Raw genomic sequence first — 20,894 nt, 5'->3', positions numbered from 1 at the left:
ATGCTCGACAGACTGCTCGCCCTGCTGGTGCTGGCGATTGTCCTTGGGGTACCCCTGGGCCTGATCTTCCTGGTCACCGGGCAATTTCTGATGGACTTCGTATTCTTCTACCCGCTGTTCATGTCCGGTTTATGGATTGCCGGTGGCCTGTATTTCTGGCTGCACTGGGAGCGCCACTGGCCATGGAAGGATGACACCCTGCCGCCGCCCCTGGCCGGCGAGCCGCTGATCAGCATCCTGGTTCCATGCTTCAACGAAGGCGACAACGTTGCCGATACCATCCACGCAGCGTTGGGCCAGCACTACCCGAACATCGAAGTGATCGCCATCAACGATGGCTCCAAGGACAGCACCGGCGCGGTACTGGATCAGTTGGCGACGCAAGACCCACGCCTGCGCGTGCTGCACCTGGCAGAGAATCAGGGCAAGGCCGTGGCCCTGCGCATGGGCGCCATCGCCGCGCGCAGCGAATACCTGGTGTGCATCGACGGTGACGCGCTGCTGGCGCCCAATACCTGCGCCTACCTGGTGGCGCCGATGCTGGACAATGCCCGCCTTGGCGCCGTGACCGGCAACCCGCGCATCCGCACCCGCTCCACCTTGGTGGGCCGGGTCCAGGTGGGGGAGTTTTCTTCGATCATTGGCTTGATCAAGCGAACGCAGCGGGTCTTCGGACGGATCTTCACCGTCTCCGGCGTGATCGTCGCCTTCCGGCGCACGGCCCTGCACCGGGTCGGCTATTGGAGCCCGGATATGATCACCGAGGACATCGACATCAGCTGGAAGCTGCAACTGGATCACTGGAGCATCTTCTACGAGCCCCGGGCGCTGTGCTGGATCCTGATGCCCGAAACCCTGCGCGGTCTGTGGCGGCAACGGCTGCGCTGGGCCCAGGGCGGTGCCGAGGTGCTGTTCAAGAACATTCGCGGCATCTGGCAATACCGGCATCGTTACCTGTGGCCGCTGCTGTTCGAATATTGCCTGTCCACCGGGTGGGCGTTCACCTTCCTGCTGTCGGTGGTTTTCTGGGGCGCCGGCAAATTCGTCGAGATGCCGGCGGCCATCGCCGTGGACCACCTGATGCCGCCGGCCTTCACCGGACTGTTGCTGGCGGTGGTGTGCCTGATGCAGTTCGCCGTGAGCATCCTGATCGATCGCCGCTACGAAAAAGGCCTGTGGCACATCATGTTCTGGGTGGTCTGGTACCCACTGGTGTTCTGGCTGATCAGCCTGTTCACGACCCTGGTGAGCTTTCCCAAAGTATTGTTCGGACAGCATCAGAAGCGTGCGCGCTGGATCAGTCCGGACCGCGGCATCAAACCGTTCGGTGAGCAAGAAGAGGAAGTGATCCGATGAAAATTATCAGGACCCGCCAGCGACCTTTTCTGGTCATCATCGATGTGTGTTTTACCGTGCTTGCGTGGATCGGACTGCTGTACCTGCTGATCAACGGGTTATGGCCGCTATTCGACGGCCACGCAGGCCCACGCCTGGGAGGCGCGTGGCTGGAAACCCTCGGGACGCTGCAGATCTACGGTTGGGTGGCGCTGGTCAATGCGCTGATCCTGATTGGCTGGGCACGTTACCAGCAGCGCAAGAGCGGCCGTTTCGCCCAGCGCCGGCTACCGGCGCCGGTGGTGGACGATCGACGCCTGAGCGAGAGTTTCAAATTGACCGATGAGCGCCTGGACACCCTGCGCCAGCCTGGTTCGAAGATCATTCATAACAACCAGGACGGCGACATCAGCCATGTCGTGCCGCATTTCCATGTGCTCCCCAAGGAACTGCAACCGCCGCCTTTGGCGCCGCTGGAGCATTCGGGAGTGATCCATCTGGCTGATCATCCCGCGTAGGGGTTGGTATCGCCTTCGCAGGCAAGCCCGCTCCAAGGATGGGGCAATGCAGCACAAGGCACGAACGTCACGGTTTGCTGCGCCGGTCGGCTCAAAGCGTCGAGAAGTCACGAATAAGTCGCCACGCCTCGTCTACCGGCAATGGTTGCTTCATGCGCTGGGCCAACGCCGCCATGGCCCGGCCTTCATCACAGGCCACTGCGGCGGCGACGACGCCGTTCTTGCCCAACAGGCCGATGAAGGGCGGATGTTCAGGCGTGCCTTTGAATTGCACCTCGTCCCACTGCTCGGCATGGCCGAGGTAGTCGTAGCGTTTTCCGAAGTGATAGGTCCAGAAAAACGGTACATCCAGGTAGTGTTCATCCCCGCCGAGCATGTTCGCGGCGGCGATGCGCGCCTGTTGCTGGGCCAGGCGCCAGTGTTCGATGCGTCGGGGCTGGCCGTCGAGGGGAAAGGTCGCGATGTCGCCGACGGCCCATACCCCATCGGTCACGCGCATGCCCGCGTCGACCCTCACAGACTGGTCCTTTTCCCTGGGCAGTTCAATGAACGGCTCGGTGGCCGGACGCACGCCGATACCGACAATCACCAGGTCCGCTGCAAAGCGCTGGCCGTTATCCAGCACCACGGCTTCCACCTGGCCGCGGCCTTCGATCCGCGCCGCTTCGCCATCGGTGTGATACACCACGCCATTGGCCCGATGGCGGGCCAGGATCGCCTGACCGACGCTCTCGCCCAACTGCTTGGCGAACGGTACGGGATTGCGAGCCAGCACGGTGACGCTCAGCTCGCGCTTGCGCAGCGATGAGGCAACCTCCATGGCAATGAAACTGTCGCCGATGATCACCGCTCGTTGACCCGCTCGGGCGTTCTCAAGGATTTGCCGGGTATGTTCCAGGTTGCGCAATACGAACACCTGCGGCAGATCGATGCCCGGCAGATCCGGAATCCTGGGGGAGCCGCCGGTGGCGATCAGCACGGCGTCGTATTCCAGCCACCGGTCATCGGCGAGCCTGATCCGGCGGGAGTCGCAATCCAGGCCAGTGACTTCGCCCTGGATCCGTTCGATACGTTGCTGGATGAAATAAGTGTCATCGCGCAGCGGTGGCGTTTCGTCGACGCTCATGTCGCCGGCCAGGACATATTTGCTCAGCACGGTGCGGTCATATCCGGCCCCCGCTTCACGGTCGATCATCTGGATGCGGCCGCCGAAACCTTTCTCCCGCAACGCCGCCGCGCAAGCCGTGCCGGCGGCACCGGCGCCGATGATGACAAAGGTGCGTGAGTCGTCGGCCGGCGGGATTTTCTCGGCCGGCAACGGTTGATCATCGACCCAGACCTCGTCGCCTTTCACTTCGACGTGATAGCGCGCCAGGCTATCGAGGGCCGGCGGTTCGCACAGGGCGCCGTCTTCGGCCCGGAACGCCGCCTTGTGCCAGGGACAGATCAGCCTTCCATGGCACACCGCGCCCTTGGCCAAGGGCGCCCCGGCGTGTGGGCATCTGCCCTGGAAAGCACGTACCTGGTCGCCTGCGCGCAGCAGCAGGATGGTCGTGTCGTTGATCTTCACTTCGAGGCCGCGGTCCTCGCGCACATCCGCGAAGCGGGCGACTTGATGCACAGGCATGGTCGGTCTCCGGCAGGCGTTTCCCATTAGAACCGAAGGACCGGAACGAGGTTCAGCGTAATTGTCACTGCAACCCGGCGGGCGCTGCGGCTATAGTTCGCAAGCCGTCCATGGCCTGAACCGCATAAGGTGCCCGGTATGACTCGATTGACCTCACTTGCTCCCTGGCTGGCCGCCGTTGCCCTCGTGTTGTGCGCACAGGCAACCGTCCAGGCGCAGGAGCGCTTCACCCTCAGCATTCCCGGTGTGTCGGACGACCGCCTCTTCACCGCAGCGGCCGCCAGCGATGCGAACAATTGCGGCGGCAAGAACGTTTCCCCGGCCCTGAGCTGGAACGCCGGCCCGCCCGGCACCCTCAGCTACGCCATCGTCATGCATGATCCGGATGGTCAGAAAGGCCAGGGCGTCGACCATTGGGTGCATTACGGCATCAAGGCCTCCACGCGGCAGATTCCGGCAGGCGTGGGTGCCAAGTCGGCGCTGGAAGGCGTGAGCGGCACCAACAGCAAGAATACCCATGGCTATATCGGCCCTTGTCCACCTGTCGGTGACAGCGCCCACCATTACCTGATCCAGATCTACGCCCTGGACTTGCCACCCGAAGCGCTGCCTGCCGGCCTGACCCGTGCCCAATTGATGGAAAAGATCAAAGGCCATGTGTTGCGCAACAGCAGCGTGGTGCGTCGTTACCACCGCTGATCCGGAACGCCCCCGTCATTCGTGGCGGGAAGGCCGATATTCCCCGGGCCGCCAGGCGGCCCTCATCACAAAATTGGCATCAGGCGGCAAAAGCGAGCACTATCGAGCCCCTGATCACTGCCGGAGATGGCGATGACGCAGAAACCCGACGGCATCGCCCGCCTGAAGAACTGCCCCACCAAGGGCGACGAAATACGCCAGGCCATCGCGCGCAGTCGCAAGGATTACCTGCCTGAAGACGAGGCCGAAGACGCCGAGCCAGGTCAACCACCGGTTCGACCCATGGACAACCGGGGCGACGACTGAACGGTCGTCCTCACTCAACTTTCTGCTATCTGCCTATGACTGCCACAACTCATCTACCAGGCGACCGATTCAGCCGGTCCGACTACAAGACCCTGGGCCTGGCCGCCCTCGGCGGCGCGCTGGAGATCTATGATTTCATCATTTTCGTCTTCTTCGCCCTGACGCTCAGCCAGCTGTTCTTCCCCCCGGAAATGCCCGAATGGTTGCGCTTGCTGCAAAGCTTCGGAATCTTTGCCACCGGCTATCTGGCTCGCCCCTTGGGCGGCATTCTCATGGCGCATTTTGCCGATCGCCTGGGACGCAAGCGGGTGTTCAGCCTGAGCATCCTGATGATGGCCTTGCCGTGCCTGCTCATCGGTGTGATGCCGACCTACGCGCAAATCGGTTATTTCGCGCCGTTGCTGTTACTGGCGTTGCGCATCCTGCAAGGGGCGGCGGTAGGGGGCGAGGTGCCGAGTGCCTGGGTGTTCGTGGCCGAACACGCACCGCCGCGACACCGAGGCTACGCCCTGGGCTTCCTCCAGGCCGGCCTGACGTTCGGCTACTTGTTGGGCGCCTTGACCGCCACGGCGCTGGCACGGCTGTTCACTCCTGAGGAAATTCTCGACTATGCCTGGCGGCTGCCTTTCCTGCTGGGTGGCGTCTTTGGTGTGATCGGAGTCTGGCTGCGTCGCTGGCTGAGCGAAACACCGATTTTCATGGCCCTGCAAGCCAACCGTGAAGGCGCGGCGGAACTGCCCCTGCGCACCGTGCTGCGCGACTATCGCCACGCCTTGTTGCCTGCCGCCATCCTTACATGCGTGCTGACCTCCGCCGTGGTGGTGTTCGTGGTCATCACCCCGACCGTCATGCAGAAGAGCTTCGGCATGACTCCTGGCCAGACGTTCGCCCTGAGTAGCCTGGGCATCGTTTTCCTGAACATCGGCTGCGTCCTCGCCGGCCTTATCGTCGACCGCATCGGCGCCTGGCGCGCGGTCATGCTCTACAGTCTGCTGCTGCCGCTGGGCATTGCGCTGCTCTACGCCAGCCTGATCGGCGGCGGTGCCTGGCTGGGCCTGGCCTACGCTGTGGCAGGCCTGGGCTGTGGCGTGGTGGGGGCGGTGCCTTCGGTGATGGTCAACCTGTTCCCGGCCAGGATCCGTGTGTCCGGCATCTCGTTCACCTACAACATCGCCTATGCGCTATGGGCCAGCATGACGCCGTTGCTGCTGATTGCGCTGGTGCCCTGGAGCCCATGGGTGTGTGTGGCCTATTGCGGGGTCATGGGCGCGGTGGGGGTGGGTGCGGCGGCGTATTTTTCGGGGCGGGCCACGAAGTCGGCGCTATCGCCGTTGGTGTGTGAGTCCTAGGTTTGCGCGACGACGCCCTGCCGCGGGCCCGGTCAGCCTCATCAGAGGCGTTCGCGCAGAAAGTCCACAAAGGCCCGGGTACGTGCCGAGCGTCGGCGGTCGCTGCTGAAGACTGCGTTGATGGGCAGGGCGGTTGGTTGGTAATCCTCAAGCAGCTGCGACACGGCTCCCTGACGCAGGTCGGCGGCAAACAACCACTGGGGTGAAAGGCAAATGCCCAGGCCCGACAGCACCATTTCCCGAATGGCCTCGCTACTGTTGCTGGTGACGTTGCCCTTGATCGTCACGCAGTGTTGCCTGCCTTCCTGGTCGAAACGCCAGGTGTCGTAGTGCTCCAGCAGTGTAAAGCCCAGGCAGTTATGGTGGATCAGATCCGCCGGCTCGAGCGGCGTGCCGTATCGCTGCAGATAGGCCGCAGACGCGTAGACCCGGCGCGGACTGTCGCCGAGGGAGACGGCCACCAGCCCTTCGTTCTTAACCGCGCCGATGCGAATGGCCAGATCGATGTTTTCCTTCAGCACATCTTCGTTCTGGTCATTGAGCCGCAGGTCGATCCGCACCTTGGGATGGCGCGCCAGGAACTCGCCCAGCAGCGGCGCGATGCATAGCCGCCCGAAGCTGACTGGCGCCGCCACACGCAAGGGGCCGGCGATCTCTTCCTGTCCGCTGGCGAAACTGAGCCGGGCCGCGTCCAGGCTGGCGAGTATCTCCTTGCTTTGCGCGTAGAAACGCTGGCCCTGGTCGGTCAGCGCAAGCTGGCGGGTGCTGCGGGCAAGCAACGCGCCACCCAGATGCCGCTCCAGCGCACGGACCTGCTTGCTCACCGCCGGTTGGCCCAGGTTCAGTTCCCTGGCGACAGCCGAGAACGAGCCGCGCTCCACCACCCGTACGAATACCTGCATCGCGTCGAACAGATCCATCGGAATTTGGCCTCTTCATGGAATAAAACCTATCCGTGCTTGCTTACTTATCGGAATGCATCGTGGGTTGCAACATGTACTCCACCCACTCATTGGAGGTCACTGACATGAACGACACCATGCTCGCCGCCATCGCTGAAACCGCCCAGGCCCCTTTGGTCGTCCGCCCTGTTGCCCGGCCCGTGCCCGGCAAGGGACAGGTCTTGATCAAGGTCCATGCCGCCGGCATCAATCCGCTGGATACCAAGATAGCGACGGGAGGCGGCGCCCATGCCCGTCAACCGCTGCCCGCAGTGCTGGGAATCGACCTGGCCGGCACGGTCGTCGAGCTGGGCGATGGCGTCACTGACTTCACCCGTGGAGATGAGGTATTTGGCATGGCTGCCGGAATCGGCGGAATCCAGGGCGCCCTGGCCCAATACGTTGCCGTCGATGCGTCGCTGATCGCACCCAAGCCCCGGTCGATGAGCATGCGTGAAGCAGCAGCCTTGCCGTTGGTCTTCATCACGGCCTGGGAAGGCCTGGTCGATCGCGCCAACGTCCGGGCCGGTCAACAGGTGCTGATCCATGGCGGCGCCGGCGGTGTCGGCCAGATGGCCGTGCAAATCGCCAAGGCCCGAGGCGCCAAGGTCTATGCCACCGGCTCGGCCGGCAGCCTGGACTTCATTCGCGAGCTGGGGGCCACCGCCATCGATTACCGGATCCAGGACACCGACAGCTACGTGCGCCTGCACACCGATGACGAAGGCTTCGATATTGTCTACGACACCGTTGGCGGCTCGACCCTGGATGCGTCGTTCAGCGCCGTGAAGGCGTACACCGGTCACGTGCTCAGTTGCCTGGGGTGGGGGCAGCACAGCCTGGCACCGCTGTCGTTTCGAGGCGCGAGTTATTCTGGGGTGTTCACCTTGATGCCCCTGCTGACCGGCAAGGGGCGCGAGCACCACGGGCAGATCCTGCGGCAGGCGGCGGCACTGGTCGAAGCCGGACAACTGCGGATCAAGGTGGACGTACATCGGTTTGGCCTGGACGACGTGAACGACGCGTTCAAGCAAGTGGCCCAGGGGCTTGGCGCAGGGAAGACGGTGGTTGACATGTGAGCCATGGAAGCCAGCAAAGCCCAGTCTCCAGGACCTGGGCTTTGCTGGCTTGATGACGTTTCGCTGAAAAAATGCGCATGCAAGTGAAAAAGGTGACGTGAGAAACGCTCGGCTCCCTTAGAATGCCGCCGGTTTTTACTCTTCACTTTCCAGGGACGAATTCAGACATGCGCGTTTTTGCACTGTTGCTTGCCGCTTGCCTCATGGCGGGCTGTGCCTCCAAGCCGGACTACTATATTTCTCCCGCCCCCGTGACCATCCCCAAGACCGCCACCTATTGGATCGACACGTTCAATGTTGAAGTCGTAGGCAAGAACGAGCGTTTTCTGCCTGACGACAAAGTCCGTGACCAGCTGCACTCCGACCTGATCGTCCGCCTGCTCGACGGTAATCGCTATGCCGACAGCAAGGAAACCGCCGATTACCTGCTGGATGTGAACGCCGTCTACACACGCCGTATCCAGGACACCCAGGGCGGCTTCATGAGCAAGATCGTTGCCGACGGCACGTACCTCGCCAGCGTCGATTTCAGCTATCAGGTCAAGGTCAAGAAGGCCGGTGCCGAAGTACTGCACTTTGCCCAGGCCCGCGAAGGGCTGATGCCTGCAGGCGCGATGGGCCAGATGCAGAATATGAAAAGCATGATGGGGGCGCTGACCAACAAAGGTAATGCCGACGTCGAGGGTTACTACACCGGTGTGCTGAGCCGCTTTATCGCCGATGACCTGCAGGCCATTCCGTCCCGCTAGTCGGTTTGCATGCCTGGTCGCCTTCGGGGGGCCGGGCCTGCGATTGCAGAGCGCCGTAAAATAATGCCCGGCACTTAACCCGAATCCCCGATACCCCTCGTCTGAGCTTGTGAACGGATCATTCATTCACGAGGTTCAGCCCATGTCCCGTCCCTGTCCATTCCTGCGTCCCGCTGCCCAGGGCTTTGCCATGACCTTATTGGTGATGCTGGCCGGTTGTGGGTTGTCTTCCCGAGAGGCCCCCAAGCCGGTCGAACCGGTGGCTCCCAGCCCGGTGCTACAAAGCGAGGCTGCCCACACTCGCCAACCGCTGACCAAGCGCATGGCCGCCCCGGTATCGGTGGTCGCCCCGAGTGTGGCGAACGATGCCATCGTCGGGGATTACCGCACCGAACCGCGGGAGCAATACGAGAAGCTGCCGGATAACCCTGTCCATAGTGTCGCCGAAACCCCCGTGTCGACCTTCGGTGCGGATGTCGACACCGGCAGCTATGCCAATGTGCGACGTTTCCTCAATCAGGGCAGCCTGCCGCCTGAAGGCGCTGTGCGACTGGAGGAAATGGTCAACTACTTTCCCTACGATTACGCGCTGCCCACCGACGGCTCGCCGTTCGGCGTGACCACCGAGGTAGCACCCTCGCCCTGGAATCCTCATACCCGTCTGCTGCGCATCGGCATCAAGGCTTCCGATCGTGCGGTGGCGGAGCTGGCGCCGGCCAACCTGGTCTTCCTGGTGGATGTTTCCGGTTCCATGGATCGTCGCGAGGGCCTGCCGCTGGTCAAAAGCACCTTGAAGCTACTGGTGGACCAACTGCGCGACCAGGATCGTGTGTCCCTGGTGGTGTATGCCGGCGAATCGCGGGTGGTGCTCAAACCCACCTCGGGTCGGGACAAGGCCAGGATCCGCACTGCCATCGATCAACTGAACGCGGGCGGTTCCACCGCTGGCGCCTCGGGCATCGAGCTGGCGTACCAGCTGGCCCGGGAGAGCTATATCGACAACGGCATCAACCGCATCCTGTTGGCTACCGATGGCGACTTCAACGTCGGCATCAATGACTTCGACAGCCTCAAGCAGATGGCGGTGGACCAGCGCAAAAGCGGCGTGTCCCTGACCACGCTGGGTTTTGGCGTGGATAACTACAACGAACACCTGATGGAGCAACTGGCCGACGCCGGGGATGGCAATTACGCCTACATCGACAACCTGCTCGAAGCGCGCAAGGTGCTGGTGGACCAGCTCAGCTCGACCCTGGCGGTGGTGGCGCGGGATGTGAAGCTGCAAGTGGAGTTCAACCCGGCCCAGGTCAGCGAATACCGTTTGCTCGGTTATGAGAACCGTGCACTGAAGCGCGAGGATTTCAACAACGACAAGGTCGATGCCGGCGAAATCGGTGCCGGGCACACCGTGACGGCGTTGTATGAAATCGTGCCCAAGGGCGAGCAGGGTTGGCTGGAGCCGTTGCGCTACGGCAGCGTTGCCAGGCAGGACGTTCAATCGGGGGAGCTGGCCATGTTGCGGGTACGCTACAAGCCCGCCGAGGGCGGTGTCAGCCGGTTGATCGAGCATCCTGTGGTTGCGGCGCAGGAAAAGGGCGAGGCCAGCGAAGACTTGCGCTTCTCGGCCGCCGTGGCCGCCTTCGCCCAGCAGCTCAAGGGCGATGGACGCTACACTGGCGCCATGAGCTTGAAGGACACCGCTCGACTGGCCCGCTCCGCCCGGGGCGATGACCCGTTCGGGCTGCGTGCCGAGTTCGTGCAGATGGTCGAGTTGGCCCAGAGCCTCAAGCCTGCGGCCAAGCACTGATCCCAAGCACAACGAGGACCAACTGTGGGAGCGAACCTGCTCGCTCCCACAGTTGGCCCTTGTTGTCTGCAAGACTGCGTCCACACCGAAAGGAGTTCGCCACCCACATGCCCGCTACGATGGATTCTCCCAGCGACGAATCGCTGCTGGCCCGTTACCGCAACGGCGACGGGGCATGTTTTGAAGCTTTGTACGCCCGCCATCGGCAGGGGCTTTATCGTTTCCTACTGTCATTGAGCAACAAGGCCGAGCTGGCCGAAGAGGTCTTCCAGGACACCTGGCTCAGCCTGATCCGCAGTTCCACCCAGCCACAAGGACAGGCGAGTTTTCGTACCTGGTTGTTCCAGATTGCGCGCAATCGCTTGATCGACCACTGGCGCAAACACGGCGTTCATAACCCGCTGCACGACAGCTACGACGAACAGCTTCACAGGCAACCCGACGACGCCGACGGTCCCGAGCGGCAGTTGAGCCTGAGTCGCGACCAGGCTCGCCTGGACGCTGCCTTGCAGGCCCTGCCCGAGGATCAGCGGGAAGTCTTCCTGTTGCGCCTGCACGGCGAACTGGAACTGCCACAGATCGCTACCCTGACCGGCGCCCCGCTGGAAACGGTGAAAAGCCGCCTGCGTTACGCCCAGCAGAAATTGCATCGGCTGCTGGCCGATGAGGTACCCGCATGAACGACTCCAGACACACCCAGGATCCCCAGGACGACCTGATGATCGAGCATTTTCGCGAACATGCCGGCGGCGAGCCGCCCGCCTCGCTGGACGCATTCATCCTGGCCGCCGCCCGCCGCGAGGCGCCGGCACCCAAGCCGAGCCTGTGGCAGCGCTGGCTGCTGGCCTGCCAACGGCCCCGCTGGCAGGTCGCGTTCGCCAGCCTGGCCGGTGTGGCGCTGATGATCGGCCTGGTACTGCGCGCGCCTGAGCCCCGGCAAGCGCCAGCAACGCTGGACTTTTCCGCCGACCGACAGGCCCCTGCGGTTATCGCGGAGGCACCACCCCCTGCGCCCGCTCCCGCGCCAATGGCGCGCATGGCGCCCCAGGCGGAAATGGCCCAGGTCCCCGCGGATCGGCCCGCGGCGAAGATGAGCAAACCCGCCGCACCGCTGTCGCTGGAGAACGAGCTGTTGGAAATCCTGCGCTTGCGCCAGGCGGGGCAGAACAGGGCTGCCGATGAGAAACTGCTGGCGCTGCACGCGCGCTTTCCCCAGGAAGACCTGCCGGCGCGGTTGGAGGCGTTGCAGGGGCGTTAAGGCTTTTTCGACGCCCACAAAAAAGCCCCAGGTCTGGCGACATGGGGCTTTGCTGTATATGGCGCACCAGGCGGGATTCGAACCCACGACCCCTGCCTTCGGAGGGCAGTACTCTATCCAGCTGAGCTACTGGTGCAACGCGGGCGCCATGATACTCATAAGCATGCCGGGCGTCCATGCTGCTGATTCGCCGGTGTTTTCCTGCCCTGGGGCGGGCATCGGCTACGCTGATCAGAAAAAACAGGCAAATTCGGCTTTTTCGTTCTTTTTTTCGAACAGCCTATTGTCCTTCACCCCTATCGGCCCTAGGATTCGTTTGAGATTTCAAACGCTCTTGTCTGGGTGCTGAACCGCACGTCTATGCTTGTTGTGCGTTATTTCTGTGCTTCAGCCCGGTGAATGATTTCCCTGACGGCAGCCCATAAGGCGCCTTTCTACAACTCTAATTCGCTCCGCGTGCGCGCGGTGCTGTTAAGGAAAGCCGACATGCAGCTTAAAGACACCCAGTTGTTCCGCCAGCAAGCCTTTATCGATGGCGCTTGGGTCGATGCGGACAATGGTCAGACAATCAAAGTCACCAACCCGGCTACGGGCGAAGTGCTGGGCACGGTGCCGAAGATGGGCGCTGCCGAAACCCGTCGCGCGATCGAAGCCGCCGACAAGGCGCTGCCGGCCTGGCGTGCCCTGACCGCCAAGGAACGCGCCAACAAGCTGCGCCGCTGGTATGAACTGCTGATCGAAAATCAGGACGACCTCGGTCGTCTGATGACCCTGGAGCAGGGCAAGCCGTTGGCCGAAGCCAAGGGCGAAATCGTCTATGCCGCTTCCTTCATCGAATGGTTCGCCGAAGAAGCCAAGCGCATCTACGGCGACGTGATTCCCGGGCACCAGCCCGACAAGCGCCTGATCGTGATCAAGCAGCCGATCGGCGTGACCGCCGCCATCACCCCTTGGAACTTCCCGGCTGCGATGATCACTCGCAAGGCCGGCCCTGCCCTGGCCGCGGGTTGCACCATGGTCATCAAGCCGGCGTCCCAGACGCCGTTCTCGGCCCTGGCCCTGGTGGAGCTGGCGCACCGTGCCGGCATTCCACAGGGTGTACTGAGCGTGGTCACCGGCAGCGCCGGCGACATCGGTGGCGAGCTGACCAGCAACCCCATCGTGCGCAAGCTATCGTTCACCGGCTCCACCGAGATCGGTCGCCAACTGATGGCCGAATGCGCCAAGGACATCAAGAAAGTTTCCCTGGAGCTGGGCGGCAACGCGCCGTTCATCGTGTTCGACGACGCAGACCTGGATAAGGCCGTCGAAGGCGCGATCATCTCCAAGTACCGCAACAACGGCCAGACCTGCGTCTGCGCCAACCGTCTCTACATCCAGGATTCGGTGTACGACGCCTTCGCGGAAAAACTCAAGGCGGCAGTGGCCAAGCTCAAGATCGGCAACGGCCTGGACGATGGCACCACCACCGGTCCGCTGATCGATGAAAAAGCCGTTGCCAAGGTGCAGGAACACATTGCCGATGCCGTCGGCAAAGGCGCGACCGTATTGGCCGGTGGCAAGCCGATGCAAGGCAACTTCTTCGAGCCGACCATCCTGACCAATGTGCCGAAAGACGCTGCCGTGGCCAAGGAAGAAACCTTCGGCCCGCTGGCGCCGCTGTTCCGCTTCAAGGACGAAGCCGAAGTGATCGCGATGTCCAACGACACCGAGTTCGGCCTGGCTTCCTACTTCTATGCCCGCGACCTGGGCCGTGTGTTCCGCGTGGCCGAGGCCCTGGAATACGGTATGGTCGGCGTCAACACCGGGTTGATTTCCAACGAAGTCGCGCCGTTCGGCGGCATCAAGGCTTCGGGTCTGGGCCGTGAGGGTTCCAAGTACGGCATCGAGGACTACCTGGAAATCAAGTACCTCTGCCTGGGTATCTGATCCGCTTCAAGCGCAAAGGGCACGAGAGCGCTGTCCCTTTGCGTGCTTCACCCGTTCTGTTTCTTGCGGCCGGAACCCCGCGACAGTCGATCATCGCATGCTGTCGCCGTGGCCTCCCCGCCGCGTATTCCTTTACCCGCGCCGCCCTGAGCTGCGAATGAGGACTGTAATGAGCAAGACTAACGCTGACTTGATGGCCCGCCGCACCGCTGCTGTTCCCCGTGGTGTCGGCCAGATCCACCCGATCTTCGCCGAATCCGCGAAGAACGCTACGGTAACCGACGTCGAAGGCCGTGAATTCATCGACTTCGCCGGTGGCATCGCCGTGCTGAACACCGGCCACGTGCATCCGAAGATCATCGCCGCGGTGACCGAACAGCTGAACAAGCTGACCCACACCTGCTTCCAGGTCCTGGCCTACGAGCCGTACGTGGAACTGTGCGAAAAAATCAACGCCAAGGTGCCCGGTGATTTCGCCAAGAAAACCCTGCTGGTGACCACCGGTTCGGAAGCCGTGGAAAACGCCGTGAAGATCGCCCGTGCCGCCACCGGCCGTGCCGGTGTGATCGCCTTCACCGGTGCTTACCACGGTCGCACCATGATGACCCTGGGCCTGACCGGCAAGGTCGTACCGTACTCGGCCGGCATGGGCCTGATGCCAGGCGGCATCTTCCGCGCGCTGTACCCGAACGAGCTGCACGGCGTGAGCATCGACGATTCCATCGCCAGCATCGAGCGCATCTTCAAGAACGACGCCGAGCCACGTGACATCGCCGCGATCATCATCGAGCCGGTACAGGGCGAGGGTGGCTTCTATGTGGCGCCCAAGGAATTCATGAAGCGTCTGCGCGCCTTGTGCGACCAGCATGGCATCCTGTTGATCGCGGACGAAGTCCAGACTGGCGCCGGCCGTACCGGTACCTTCTTCGCCATGGAACAGATGGGCGTTGCCGCCGACCTGACCACGTTCGCCAAATCCATCGCCGGCGGCTTCCCGCTGGCCGGTGTGTGCGGCAAGGCCGAATACATGGATGCCATCGCACCGGGTGGCCTGGGCGGTACCTACGCCGGTAGCCCGATTGCCTGCGCCGCCGCGCTGGCGGTAATGGAAGTCTTCGAAGAAGAACACTTGCTCGATCGTTGCAAGGCCGTGGGCGAACGTCTGGTCAGTGGTCTGAAGGCCATCCAGAAGAAGTACCCGGTGATCGGCGAAGTCCGTGCCCTGGGTGCGATGATCGCCGTGGAGCTGTTCGAGGATGGCGACTCCCACAAGCCGAACGCTGCGGCTGTGGCGCAGGTGGTGGCCAAGGCTCGCGACAAGGGGCTGATCCTGCTGTCCTGCGGTACCTACGGCAACGTCCTGCGCGTGCTGGTGCCACTGACGTCGCCGGATGAGCAACTGGACAAGGGCCTGGCCATCATCGAAGAGTGCTTCTCCGAACTCTGATGCCCCGGGCTGTGCGTTGATCCACAAAAAACCCGCTGCGAAGCGGGTTTTTTCATGCCTGGGTGCCGATGCCGGGATTTTGAGCTGTCTGGAATGGCTGCCATTGTCTAAGGTGCATGTATGGCAAGGGAGCGATGCTGCATGACTGCTGTGGATTTACCTGCTGTACCCCGTGTTCTGATCGCCGAGGCCGACCCGGCGTCCCGGGAGCTGCTGGAGGAGGTGCTCTCGCACGTGCGCTGCGATGCGCAGGTGGACACCTGTGACGAAGGGCGCAAGGCCCTTGAGCTACTGGCGCACAGTCCATACGACCTGGTGATCGCCGACTGGGAACTGCCGGGCGTGGATGGCCTGAGTATCCTGCGCGGGCTGCGCAACCAGCAACGCACGCCGGTATTGCCGTTCATCCTGGTGAGCCGGCGCAACGACACCGCCAGCGTGCGTGAGGTGTTGCCGCTGGCGCCGACGGCGTATCTGACCAAACCTCTGAACCGGGAAAACCTGACCCAGCGTCTGCAAGGCTTGTTGGTAAGCGGTGCGCAAGAAGCCCCTGGCGATGCGCCGGCTCCCGGCACGGCGCAGACCCTGGGTGCGTTTCTCGAACGTCGGCGCGATCTGTCCGAAGGCGCGCCGCTGCTGGCCGATGTGCAAGTGGCGATCAAGCGCAGCCTCAACCCCGGCGGACTGGACCTCAAGCTGCTGGAGGAGGAGCTGCGCACCGATCCGCAGATCACCGCCGTGCTGATCGCGGCGGCCAACAGCGCCGCCCAGCATCAGGGCGGCGGACCGGTGCAGACTGTCGCCCAGGCATTGCACCAGCTCGGCACCGGCCAGAGCATGAACCTGATCCTCGGCCTGACGCTCAAGCGCTGTGCCCGACTCAGCGTCCCATGCCTGGCAGAGTACGCCGAACGTTATTGGGCGTTGTCGCTGCACACCGCCGAGTATGCCCGGACAATCGCCCGGTTGCTGGACCTGGAGCCGGAGCGCTGTTATTGCGCCGGGCTGCTGCATCGCCTGGGCGAGCTGGCGGTGCTGCGTTGCCTGGAGGAGTGGAAGCAGGCCGGTGGCGAACTGGATGAGCCGGAAGAAGTGGGAAACGCGCTGGAACGGCATGGCGCCGGCTTCGGCTCGGCATTGCGTACCCGCTGGCGCCTGCCGTTGGAACTGCGGGAGCTGATCGCGGCGGTCTATGGTCTCGGGGGCGGGGTGTATTCGCGTGAAGCGCTGGTGATGAACATGGCGGCGCAGATGGCCCGCCTGACCGAGCACGAGGGGCTCGAAGAACTGGCTCGAGGCCGTACGGCGCGTTTGCTGAAGATCGGGTTGCCTGAGTTGATGCGCTTGCGCCGAAAATAGGCTGACCCGCCAACTCTCCAGGACGCAGGTTACTCAGGCGGCGATGATGCGATTCTTGCCCTGGCGCTTGGCCTCGTACATGGCGGCGTCGGCGCGGGAGAACAGGTTGTCGAGGGACTGGTCTTCGTCGGTGATGCCTGTCAGGCCCTGGCTGACGGTAATCCCGAAGCCCTGCTCCCCATTGCGGAAGGTCAGGCGCTGGATTTCCCTCTGCAGACGCTCGGCCACCTGCATCGCCATGTCTGGAGGGCAGCCGGGAAACACCGCCGCGAATTCTTCGCCGCCAATGCGCCCGAACAGGTCGCCACGTCGGAGCACGGTCCGCCCGCATTCGGCGATTTTCTGCAACACGATATCCCCTTCCTGATGGCCGTACGTGTCGTTGATCACCTTGAAATCATCGATATCCAGCAACAGGAAGGCCATGGGGGTTCCCTGCAGTCGTGCCTGCTCGAATTCGCGGTGGGCGCATTCGAAGAAGTGTCGACGGTTGCTGCTCTGGGTCAGCACATCGGTGGTGGCCAACCGTTGCAGCTCGCTTTCCAGCAGCTTCTTTTCGGTGATGTCTTCGGCGATGCCGACCACGATCACCGGTTGTCCCGAGTCGGCCTGGCGGTTGATGAAGCATTTGTCGCTCAGCCAGCGGATCTGGCCGTCGGCGGCGATGATGCGGTATTCACGGTCTTCCACGGCCCCCTTCACCAGGACTTCGGCCAGGCTGCGTTCGGCGTAGTCCAGGTCGTCGGGATAGATTGCATCGCGCCACTCATTGAAATCAGCCAGTACCAGGCCGGCGGGGCGACCGAAGATCCGCTCGTAGGCGGGGCTGACGTACAGTAGCTGCCGGGTTTCCCAGTTGAACGCCCAAAGCACCGCATTGACGCTGACCAGCAACGAGCTGAACAGTTGTTCGCGTTCGCTCAGGCGCGCCACCTCGCCCTTGGCATGCATGAGCGCCATGAGCATCTGGGCCGCTTCCGGCCAATGAGGTTGGGATGAATCCTGCAGGTTCTTGTCGACCATCGGCACAAATCTCAAAGAGCGTGCAGTGTTGTAGGTTCGCACGCGCTTGCTCCAAAGCCCGCCTGGATGGCGAAGTGCTCTTGAGATAGGGGATTGCGGGCGAAGTTCCTTTTCAGGCGACGAAGGGCGGGGGCAGTCAACCAAGTCATGACTGCTGAACCTGTGGCGAGGGGTTCATCCCCTCACCACAGATGAGTGTCAGGCCGTGGCGGGACGCAGCGAGTAGGTCTTGAGCTGGTCGGCAAAGTCCCGCAGGGACTGGATGCCGCTGGCTTCGGCTTCGTGGACCCACTCCTTGATGGCCGCGAGCATGTCGTGGCCATTGCTGCTTGTCTTGACCCAGATCTGCTGCAAGGCCAGCCGTTTCTCGTAGATTGTCTTCAGCGCCTGGCTGTGCTCCAGCATGTTCTGGATGCGCACATGGTGGCGGTCATCCAGCAGGCTGGTTTCCCGCGACAGCAGGCGTTTGGCCCGGTGGAACTGGTGGCGTACCGAGTGATCGACCTTTTCCAGCTCCTGCTTGACCAGCGGCGCGATGACCAGCCGGCGGTACTGGGCCATGATCTGGAAGCGGTTGTTGAGGATCGCCATGGCGGTGTCCATGTCCAGGTGCCCCTTGCCCTTGATCCGGTGGGCGATGGGCGCGACCCGCTGGACCTTGGCCAGGCCCAGGAAGCTGAATACCCGAATCCAGGCCCAGCCCAGGTCGAATTCCCACTTGCGAACCGACAGCTTGGCGGAATTGGGGTAGGTGTGGTGGTTGTTGTGCAACTCTTCGCCGCCGATCAGGATGCCCCAGGGTACCAGGTTGGTGGCCGCGTCGCGGCACTCGAAATTGCGGTAGCCCACGGCATGGCCCAGGCCATTGACCACGCCGGCGGCCCAGACCGGAATCCACATCATCTGGATGGCCCAGATGGTGATGCCGATGGTGCCGAACAGCAACAGGTCGATCAGGCCCATGAGTGCCACGCCCAGCAGCGGGAAGCGACTGTAGAGATTGCGCTCGATCCAGTCCTCGGGGCAGTTCTTGCCGTAGATGCGCAGGGTCTCCGGGTTTTCCGCCTCGGCGCGGTACAACTCGGCGCCTTTGCGCAGCACGGTGGAGAGCCCCTTGACGACCGGGCTGTGGGGATCGTCGACGGTTTCGCACTTGGCGTGGTGCTTGCGGTGGATGGCGGTCCACTCGCGGGTGTTCTGCCCTGTGGTCAGCCACAGCCAGAAACGGAAGAAATGTTTGAGACCGGCATTGAGCTCCAGGGAGCGATGAGCCGAATAACGGTGCAGGTAGACCGTGACGCTGATGATCGTGACATGGGTCATCAGCAGGGTGACCGCCACCAGTGACCAGGGCGACAAGCCAAGAAAACCTTCGTACCACATAGGCTATAGGGCCCTCGATAAAGATAGAAACAGCCGCTGCATTATCTCCAGCCCTGCAGATAAAACCAGTCGGCCTTTCAGATAAGAGTGGCAGAATGTTTCTTCCTCTATAATCCCGGCCTCTTGGTAGGGACATGGACGACCGATGACTGTTTATCACCGTATTGCCTTGCGGGGCACACTGCTCTATCTCGTGCTGTCAGTCGTCTGGCTGCAGTTGGTTGGTTATTTATTGAGCAGTTTCTTCGATCAATCCGCCGACAGGCTTCGCTGGCAACTGATCAACGGCTATACCTGGATCCTGATCAGTGCCGGGCTGATGTTCCTTGTATGGGTACGCAGATCCCGGGCGGTGGGGGAGGGTGTGCCGCGCGCCGATCGCGAGCGCCTGCGCCAGGCTGCCGCTGTCTTCGATTGCACCCGCGAAGGGGTGCTGGTGACAGACCGCGACGGCCTGATCGTGCACGTGAACCGAGCCTTCATGGCGATCACCGGTTATGACCGGGGCGAGGTGCTGGGCCAGCGTCCGAGCCTGTTCAAGTCAGGCCGTCACGGCCTGGACTTCTACCAGGACATGTTTGCGTCCCTGGCAAACAACGGTGAGTGGAGCGGCGAGATCTGGAACCGGCGCAAAAGCGGTGAGATCTACCCGCAATGGCAGACGATCCGCGCCATCACCGACGACAGCGGCCAAGTCAGCCAATACGTCGCGGTGTTTTCCGACATCAGTGCGATCAAGGATTCTCAACATGAGCTGGCCCACCTGGCCCATTACGACCCGCTGACCGGCCTGCCCAACCGCGTGCTGTTCACCGACCGTGCGGAACAGGCCCTGGCCTCGGCGCAACAGCACAAGCGTGGTTGCGCGCTGCTGCTGGTGGACCTGGATCATTTCAAGAACATCAACGACAGCCTGGGGCACACCATCGGCGATGAGTTGCTCAAAGGCGTGGCCGAGCGCTTCCGCGGGCTTTTCGCGCCGGGCGTCACCCTGGCGCGCCTGGGCGGCGACGAATTCGCTGTGCTGCTGGAGAACTGTTCCCAGCCCGGCCAGGCGGCAGTCCTTGCCCAGCGCATCCTCGATGGCTTGAGAGAGCCGTTGCGGCTCGACGGCCATGCCCTGTTCATCAATGCCAGCATTGGCATCAGCCTGTTTCCCGGCGATGCCCTGAACGCCGGGCAACTGCTGCGCAATGCCGACTCGGCGCTGTTCAAGGCCAAGAGTGCCGGACGCGACGGCTACGCCTTGTACACCGAAGAACTCACCGCCCATGCCCAGCAACGTGTGGAAATCGCTTCCGAACTGCGTCGCGCCCTCCAGCAGCAGGAATTGCGGGTGCATTACCAGCCGGTGCATGACTTGACCTCCGGTCGCCTGATCGGTGTCGAGGCGCTGGTGCGCTGGGAGCATCCTGTGCGTGGGCTGATATCGCCGGCGGGGTTCATTCCCATCGCCGAGCGCACCGGCCTGATCGCCCAGATCGATGCCTGGGTCATGGCCAAGGCCTGCCAGCAGATGTGCCAGTGGCAGCGGGAGGGCGTGGTGCTGTCGTTCGTCGCGGTAAACGTATCCAGTCGATTGTTTGCCCATCGCGAACTGTATGAACAGGTCGCCAGTGTGCTGCATGACACGGGTCTGGATCCGGCGTTTCTGGAGCTGGAAGTGACTGAAAGCGCGGTGATGGATGACCCTGAGGTGGCGCTGGAGCAGATGCATCGCTTGCGGGAGTTGGGCGTGCGGCTGGCGATCGACGATTTCGGCACCGGCTATTCGTCGTTGTTGCGGCTCAAGCGCTTGCCGGTGCAGAAACTCAAGATCGACCAGGGCTTCGTCGCCGGGTTGCCGTGGGATGAGGATGACGCGGCTATCGTCCGGGTGATCATCGCCCTGGCCCGCAGCATGGGCATGCAGGTGCATGCCGAAGGCATCGAGCAGCGCGAGCAGGCGGCTTTCCTGCTGGAGCAGGGCTGCGGATTGGGCCAGGGCTACTGGTTCGGCCGGCCCGTGCCCATGCAGCAACTGGATTGGGCGCACGCTCCAGCCATCGCTTGAGGCTACAGCAGGCTGCTCGCGATGGCGGATCG

18 protein-coding genes and 1 tRNA gene are annotated in these 20,894 nt (G+C 62.8%); 14 read left to right on the top strand and 5 right to left on the bottom strand.

The features are described from left to right. Window positions 1-1,356, top strand: coding sequence for a poly-beta-1,6-N-acetyl-D-glucosamine synthase (gene pgaC / locus BT179_RS25250; RefSeq protein ID WP_072398954.1), 1,356 nt, complete (start codon window positions 1-3; stop codon window positions 1,354-1,356). Beyond that, the gene (pgaD, locus tag BT179_RS25245; protein WP_072398955.1) at window positions 1,353-1,853 is read left to right on the top strand and encodes a poly-beta-1,6-N-acetyl-D-glucosamine biosynthesis protein PgaD; all 501 of its coding nucleotides are present in this window, start codon (window positions 1,353-1,355) and stop codon (window positions 1,851-1,853) included. The genes pgaC and pgaD overlap by 4 nt, the downstream gene beginning before the upstream one ends. 91 nt (window positions 1,854-1,944) lie before the next feature. Here the strand turns inward: pgaD and BT179_RS25240 are convergent, their stop codons facing one another. Then, on the bottom strand, window positions 1,945-3,480 hold the full coding sequence (locus BT179_RS25240) for an FAD-dependent oxidoreductase (RefSeq protein ID WP_072432190.1): 1,536 nt from the start codon (window positions 3,478-3,480) through the stop codon (window positions 1,945-1,947). A 138-nt stretch (window positions 3,481-3,618) separates the two neighbouring features. Between BT179_RS25240 and BT179_RS25235 the strand changes: the two genes are divergently transcribed. The 3 genes from BT179_RS25235 (at window position 3,619) to BT179_RS25230 (ending at window position 5,834) form a co-directional block, all read left to right on the top strand. Next, window positions 3,619-4,179, top strand: a complete 561-nt coding sequence (locus BT179_RS25235) for a YbhB/YbcL family Raf kinase inhibitor-like protein (RefSeq protein ID WP_072398957.1) — start codon at window positions 3,619-3,621, stop codon at window positions 4,177-4,179. Window positions 4,180-4,311: 132 nt separating this feature from the next. Next, the gene (locus BT179_RS26850; RefSeq protein ID WP_168199064.1) at window positions 4,312-4,485 is read left to right on the top strand and encodes a hypothetical protein; all 174 of its coding nucleotides are present in this window, start codon (window positions 4,312-4,314) and stop codon (window positions 4,483-4,485) included. 35 nt (window positions 4,486-4,520) lie between these two features. After that, the gene (locus BT179_RS25230) at window positions 4,521-5,834 is read left to right on the top strand and encodes an MFS transporter (RefSeq protein WP_072432191.1); all 1,314 of its coding nucleotides are present in this window, start codon (window positions 4,521-4,523) and stop codon (window positions 5,832-5,834) included. 41 nt (window positions 5,835-5,875) lie between these two features. On the opposite strand, the gene BT179_RS25225 is transcribed toward BT179_RS25230, so the two are convergent. Further along, the gene (locus tag BT179_RS25225; protein ID WP_072398959.1) at window positions 5,876-6,754 is read right to left on the bottom strand and encodes a LysR family transcriptional regulator; all 879 of its coding nucleotides are present in this window, start codon (window positions 6,752-6,754) and stop codon (window positions 5,876-5,878) included. A 107-nt stretch (window positions 6,755-6,861) separates the two neighbouring features. Here BT179_RS25225 and BT179_RS25220 point away from each other — a divergent pair, with 107 nt between their 5' ends. The 5 genes from BT179_RS25220 (at window position 6,862) to BT179_RS25200 (ending at window position 11,668) form a co-directional block, all read left to right on the top strand. Next, the gene (locus BT179_RS25220) at window positions 6,862-7,854 is read left to right on the top strand and encodes a zinc-dependent alcohol dehydrogenase family protein (RefSeq protein ID WP_072432192.1); all 993 of its coding nucleotides are present in this window, start codon (window positions 6,862-6,864) and stop codon (window positions 7,852-7,854) included. Between the two features lie 167 nt (window positions 7,855-8,021). Beyond that, on the top strand, window positions 8,022-8,603 hold the full coding sequence (locus BT179_RS25215) for a hypothetical protein (protein WP_072398961.1): 582 nt from the start codon (window positions 8,022-8,024) through the stop codon (window positions 8,601-8,603). Window positions 8,604-8,745: 142 nt separating this feature from the next. Then, window positions 8,746-10,410 (top strand): vWA domain-containing protein, encoded by a 1,665-nt coding sequence (locus tag BT179_RS25210; RefSeq protein WP_072432193.1) that lies wholly within the window; start codon window positions 8,746-8,748, stop codon window positions 10,408-10,410. 107 nt (window positions 10,411-10,517) lie between these two features. Next, on the top strand, window positions 10,518-11,090 hold the full coding sequence (locus tag BT179_RS25205) for an RNA polymerase sigma factor (RefSeq protein ID WP_072398963.1): 573 nt from the start codon (window positions 10,518-10,520) through the stop codon (window positions 11,088-11,090). Next, a complete protein-coding gene (locus BT179_RS25200; RefSeq protein ID WP_072432194.1) occupies window positions 11,087-11,668 on the top strand; it encodes a hypothetical protein in 582 nt (193 codons plus the stop codon). Before BT179_RS25205 ends, BT179_RS25200 begins: the two co-directional genes overlap by 4 nt. Window positions 11,669-11,727: 59 nt before the next feature. On the opposite strand, the gene BT179_RS25195 is transcribed toward BT179_RS25200, so the two are convergent. Continuing rightward, window positions 11,728-11,804, bottom strand: a tRNA-Arg gene (locus tag BT179_RS25195). 350 nt (window positions 11,805-12,154) lie between these two features. Here BT179_RS25195 and gabD point away from each other — a divergent pair. The 3 genes from gabD (at window position 12,155) to BT179_RS25180 (ending at window position 16,403) form a co-directional block, all read left to right on the top strand. After that, a complete protein-coding gene (gene gabD, locus BT179_RS25190; protein ID WP_072398965.1) occupies window positions 12,155-13,597 on the top strand; it encodes an NADP-dependent succinate-semialdehyde dehydrogenase in 1,443 nt (480 codons plus the stop codon). Window positions 13,598-13,766: 169 nt separating this feature from the next. Next, a complete protein-coding gene (gene gabT, locus BT179_RS25185; RefSeq protein ID WP_072398966.1) occupies window positions 13,767-15,044 on the top strand; it encodes a 4-aminobutyrate--2-oxoglutarate transaminase in 1,278 nt (425 codons plus the stop codon). A 141-nt stretch (window positions 15,045-15,185) separates the two neighbouring features. Continuing rightward, complete coding sequence (locus tag BT179_RS25180; protein ID WP_072432195.1) at window positions 15,186-16,403, top strand: HDOD domain-containing protein; 1,218 nt, start codon at window positions 15,186-15,188, stop codon at window positions 16,401-16,403. Window positions 16,404-16,436: 33 nt separating this feature from the next. Here the strand turns inward: BT179_RS25180 and BT179_RS25175 are convergent, their stop codons facing one another. Together BT179_RS25175 and desA are read right to left on the bottom strand one after the other, a co-directional pair. Then, window positions 16,437-17,426 carry a GGDEF domain-containing protein gene (locus BT179_RS25175; protein ID WP_072398968.1) on the bottom strand — a complete coding sequence of 330 codons (990 nt, stop codon included), beginning with the start codon at window positions 17,424-17,426 and terminating at the stop codon, window positions 16,437-16,439. 198 nt (window positions 17,427-17,624) lie between these two features. After that, entirely contained in the window at window positions 17,625-18,809 is a 1,185-nt protein-coding gene (gene desA, locus BT179_RS25170; RefSeq protein WP_072432196.1) for a delta-9 fatty acid desaturase DesA, read from the bottom strand. A 145-nt stretch (window positions 18,810-18,954) separates the two neighbouring features. On the opposite strand from desA, the gene dibA reads away from it, so the two are divergent. Then, entirely contained in the window at window positions 18,955-20,862 is a 1,908-nt protein-coding gene (gene dibA / locus BT179_RS25165) for a phosphodiesterase DibA (RefSeq protein WP_072398970.1), read from the top strand. Window positions 20,863-20,894 lie beyond the last annotated feature (32 nt).

The organism is Pseudomonas sp. NFACC43 (assembly GCF_900119645.1).
In the GTDB taxonomy this organism is placed as follows: domain Bacteria; phylum Pseudomonadota; class Gammaproteobacteria; order Pseudomonadales; family Pseudomonadaceae; genus Aquipseudomonas.
The sequence above is the reverse complement of the archived record's forward strand: the minus strand, read 5'-3'. Positions and strand labels throughout refer to the sequence as shown.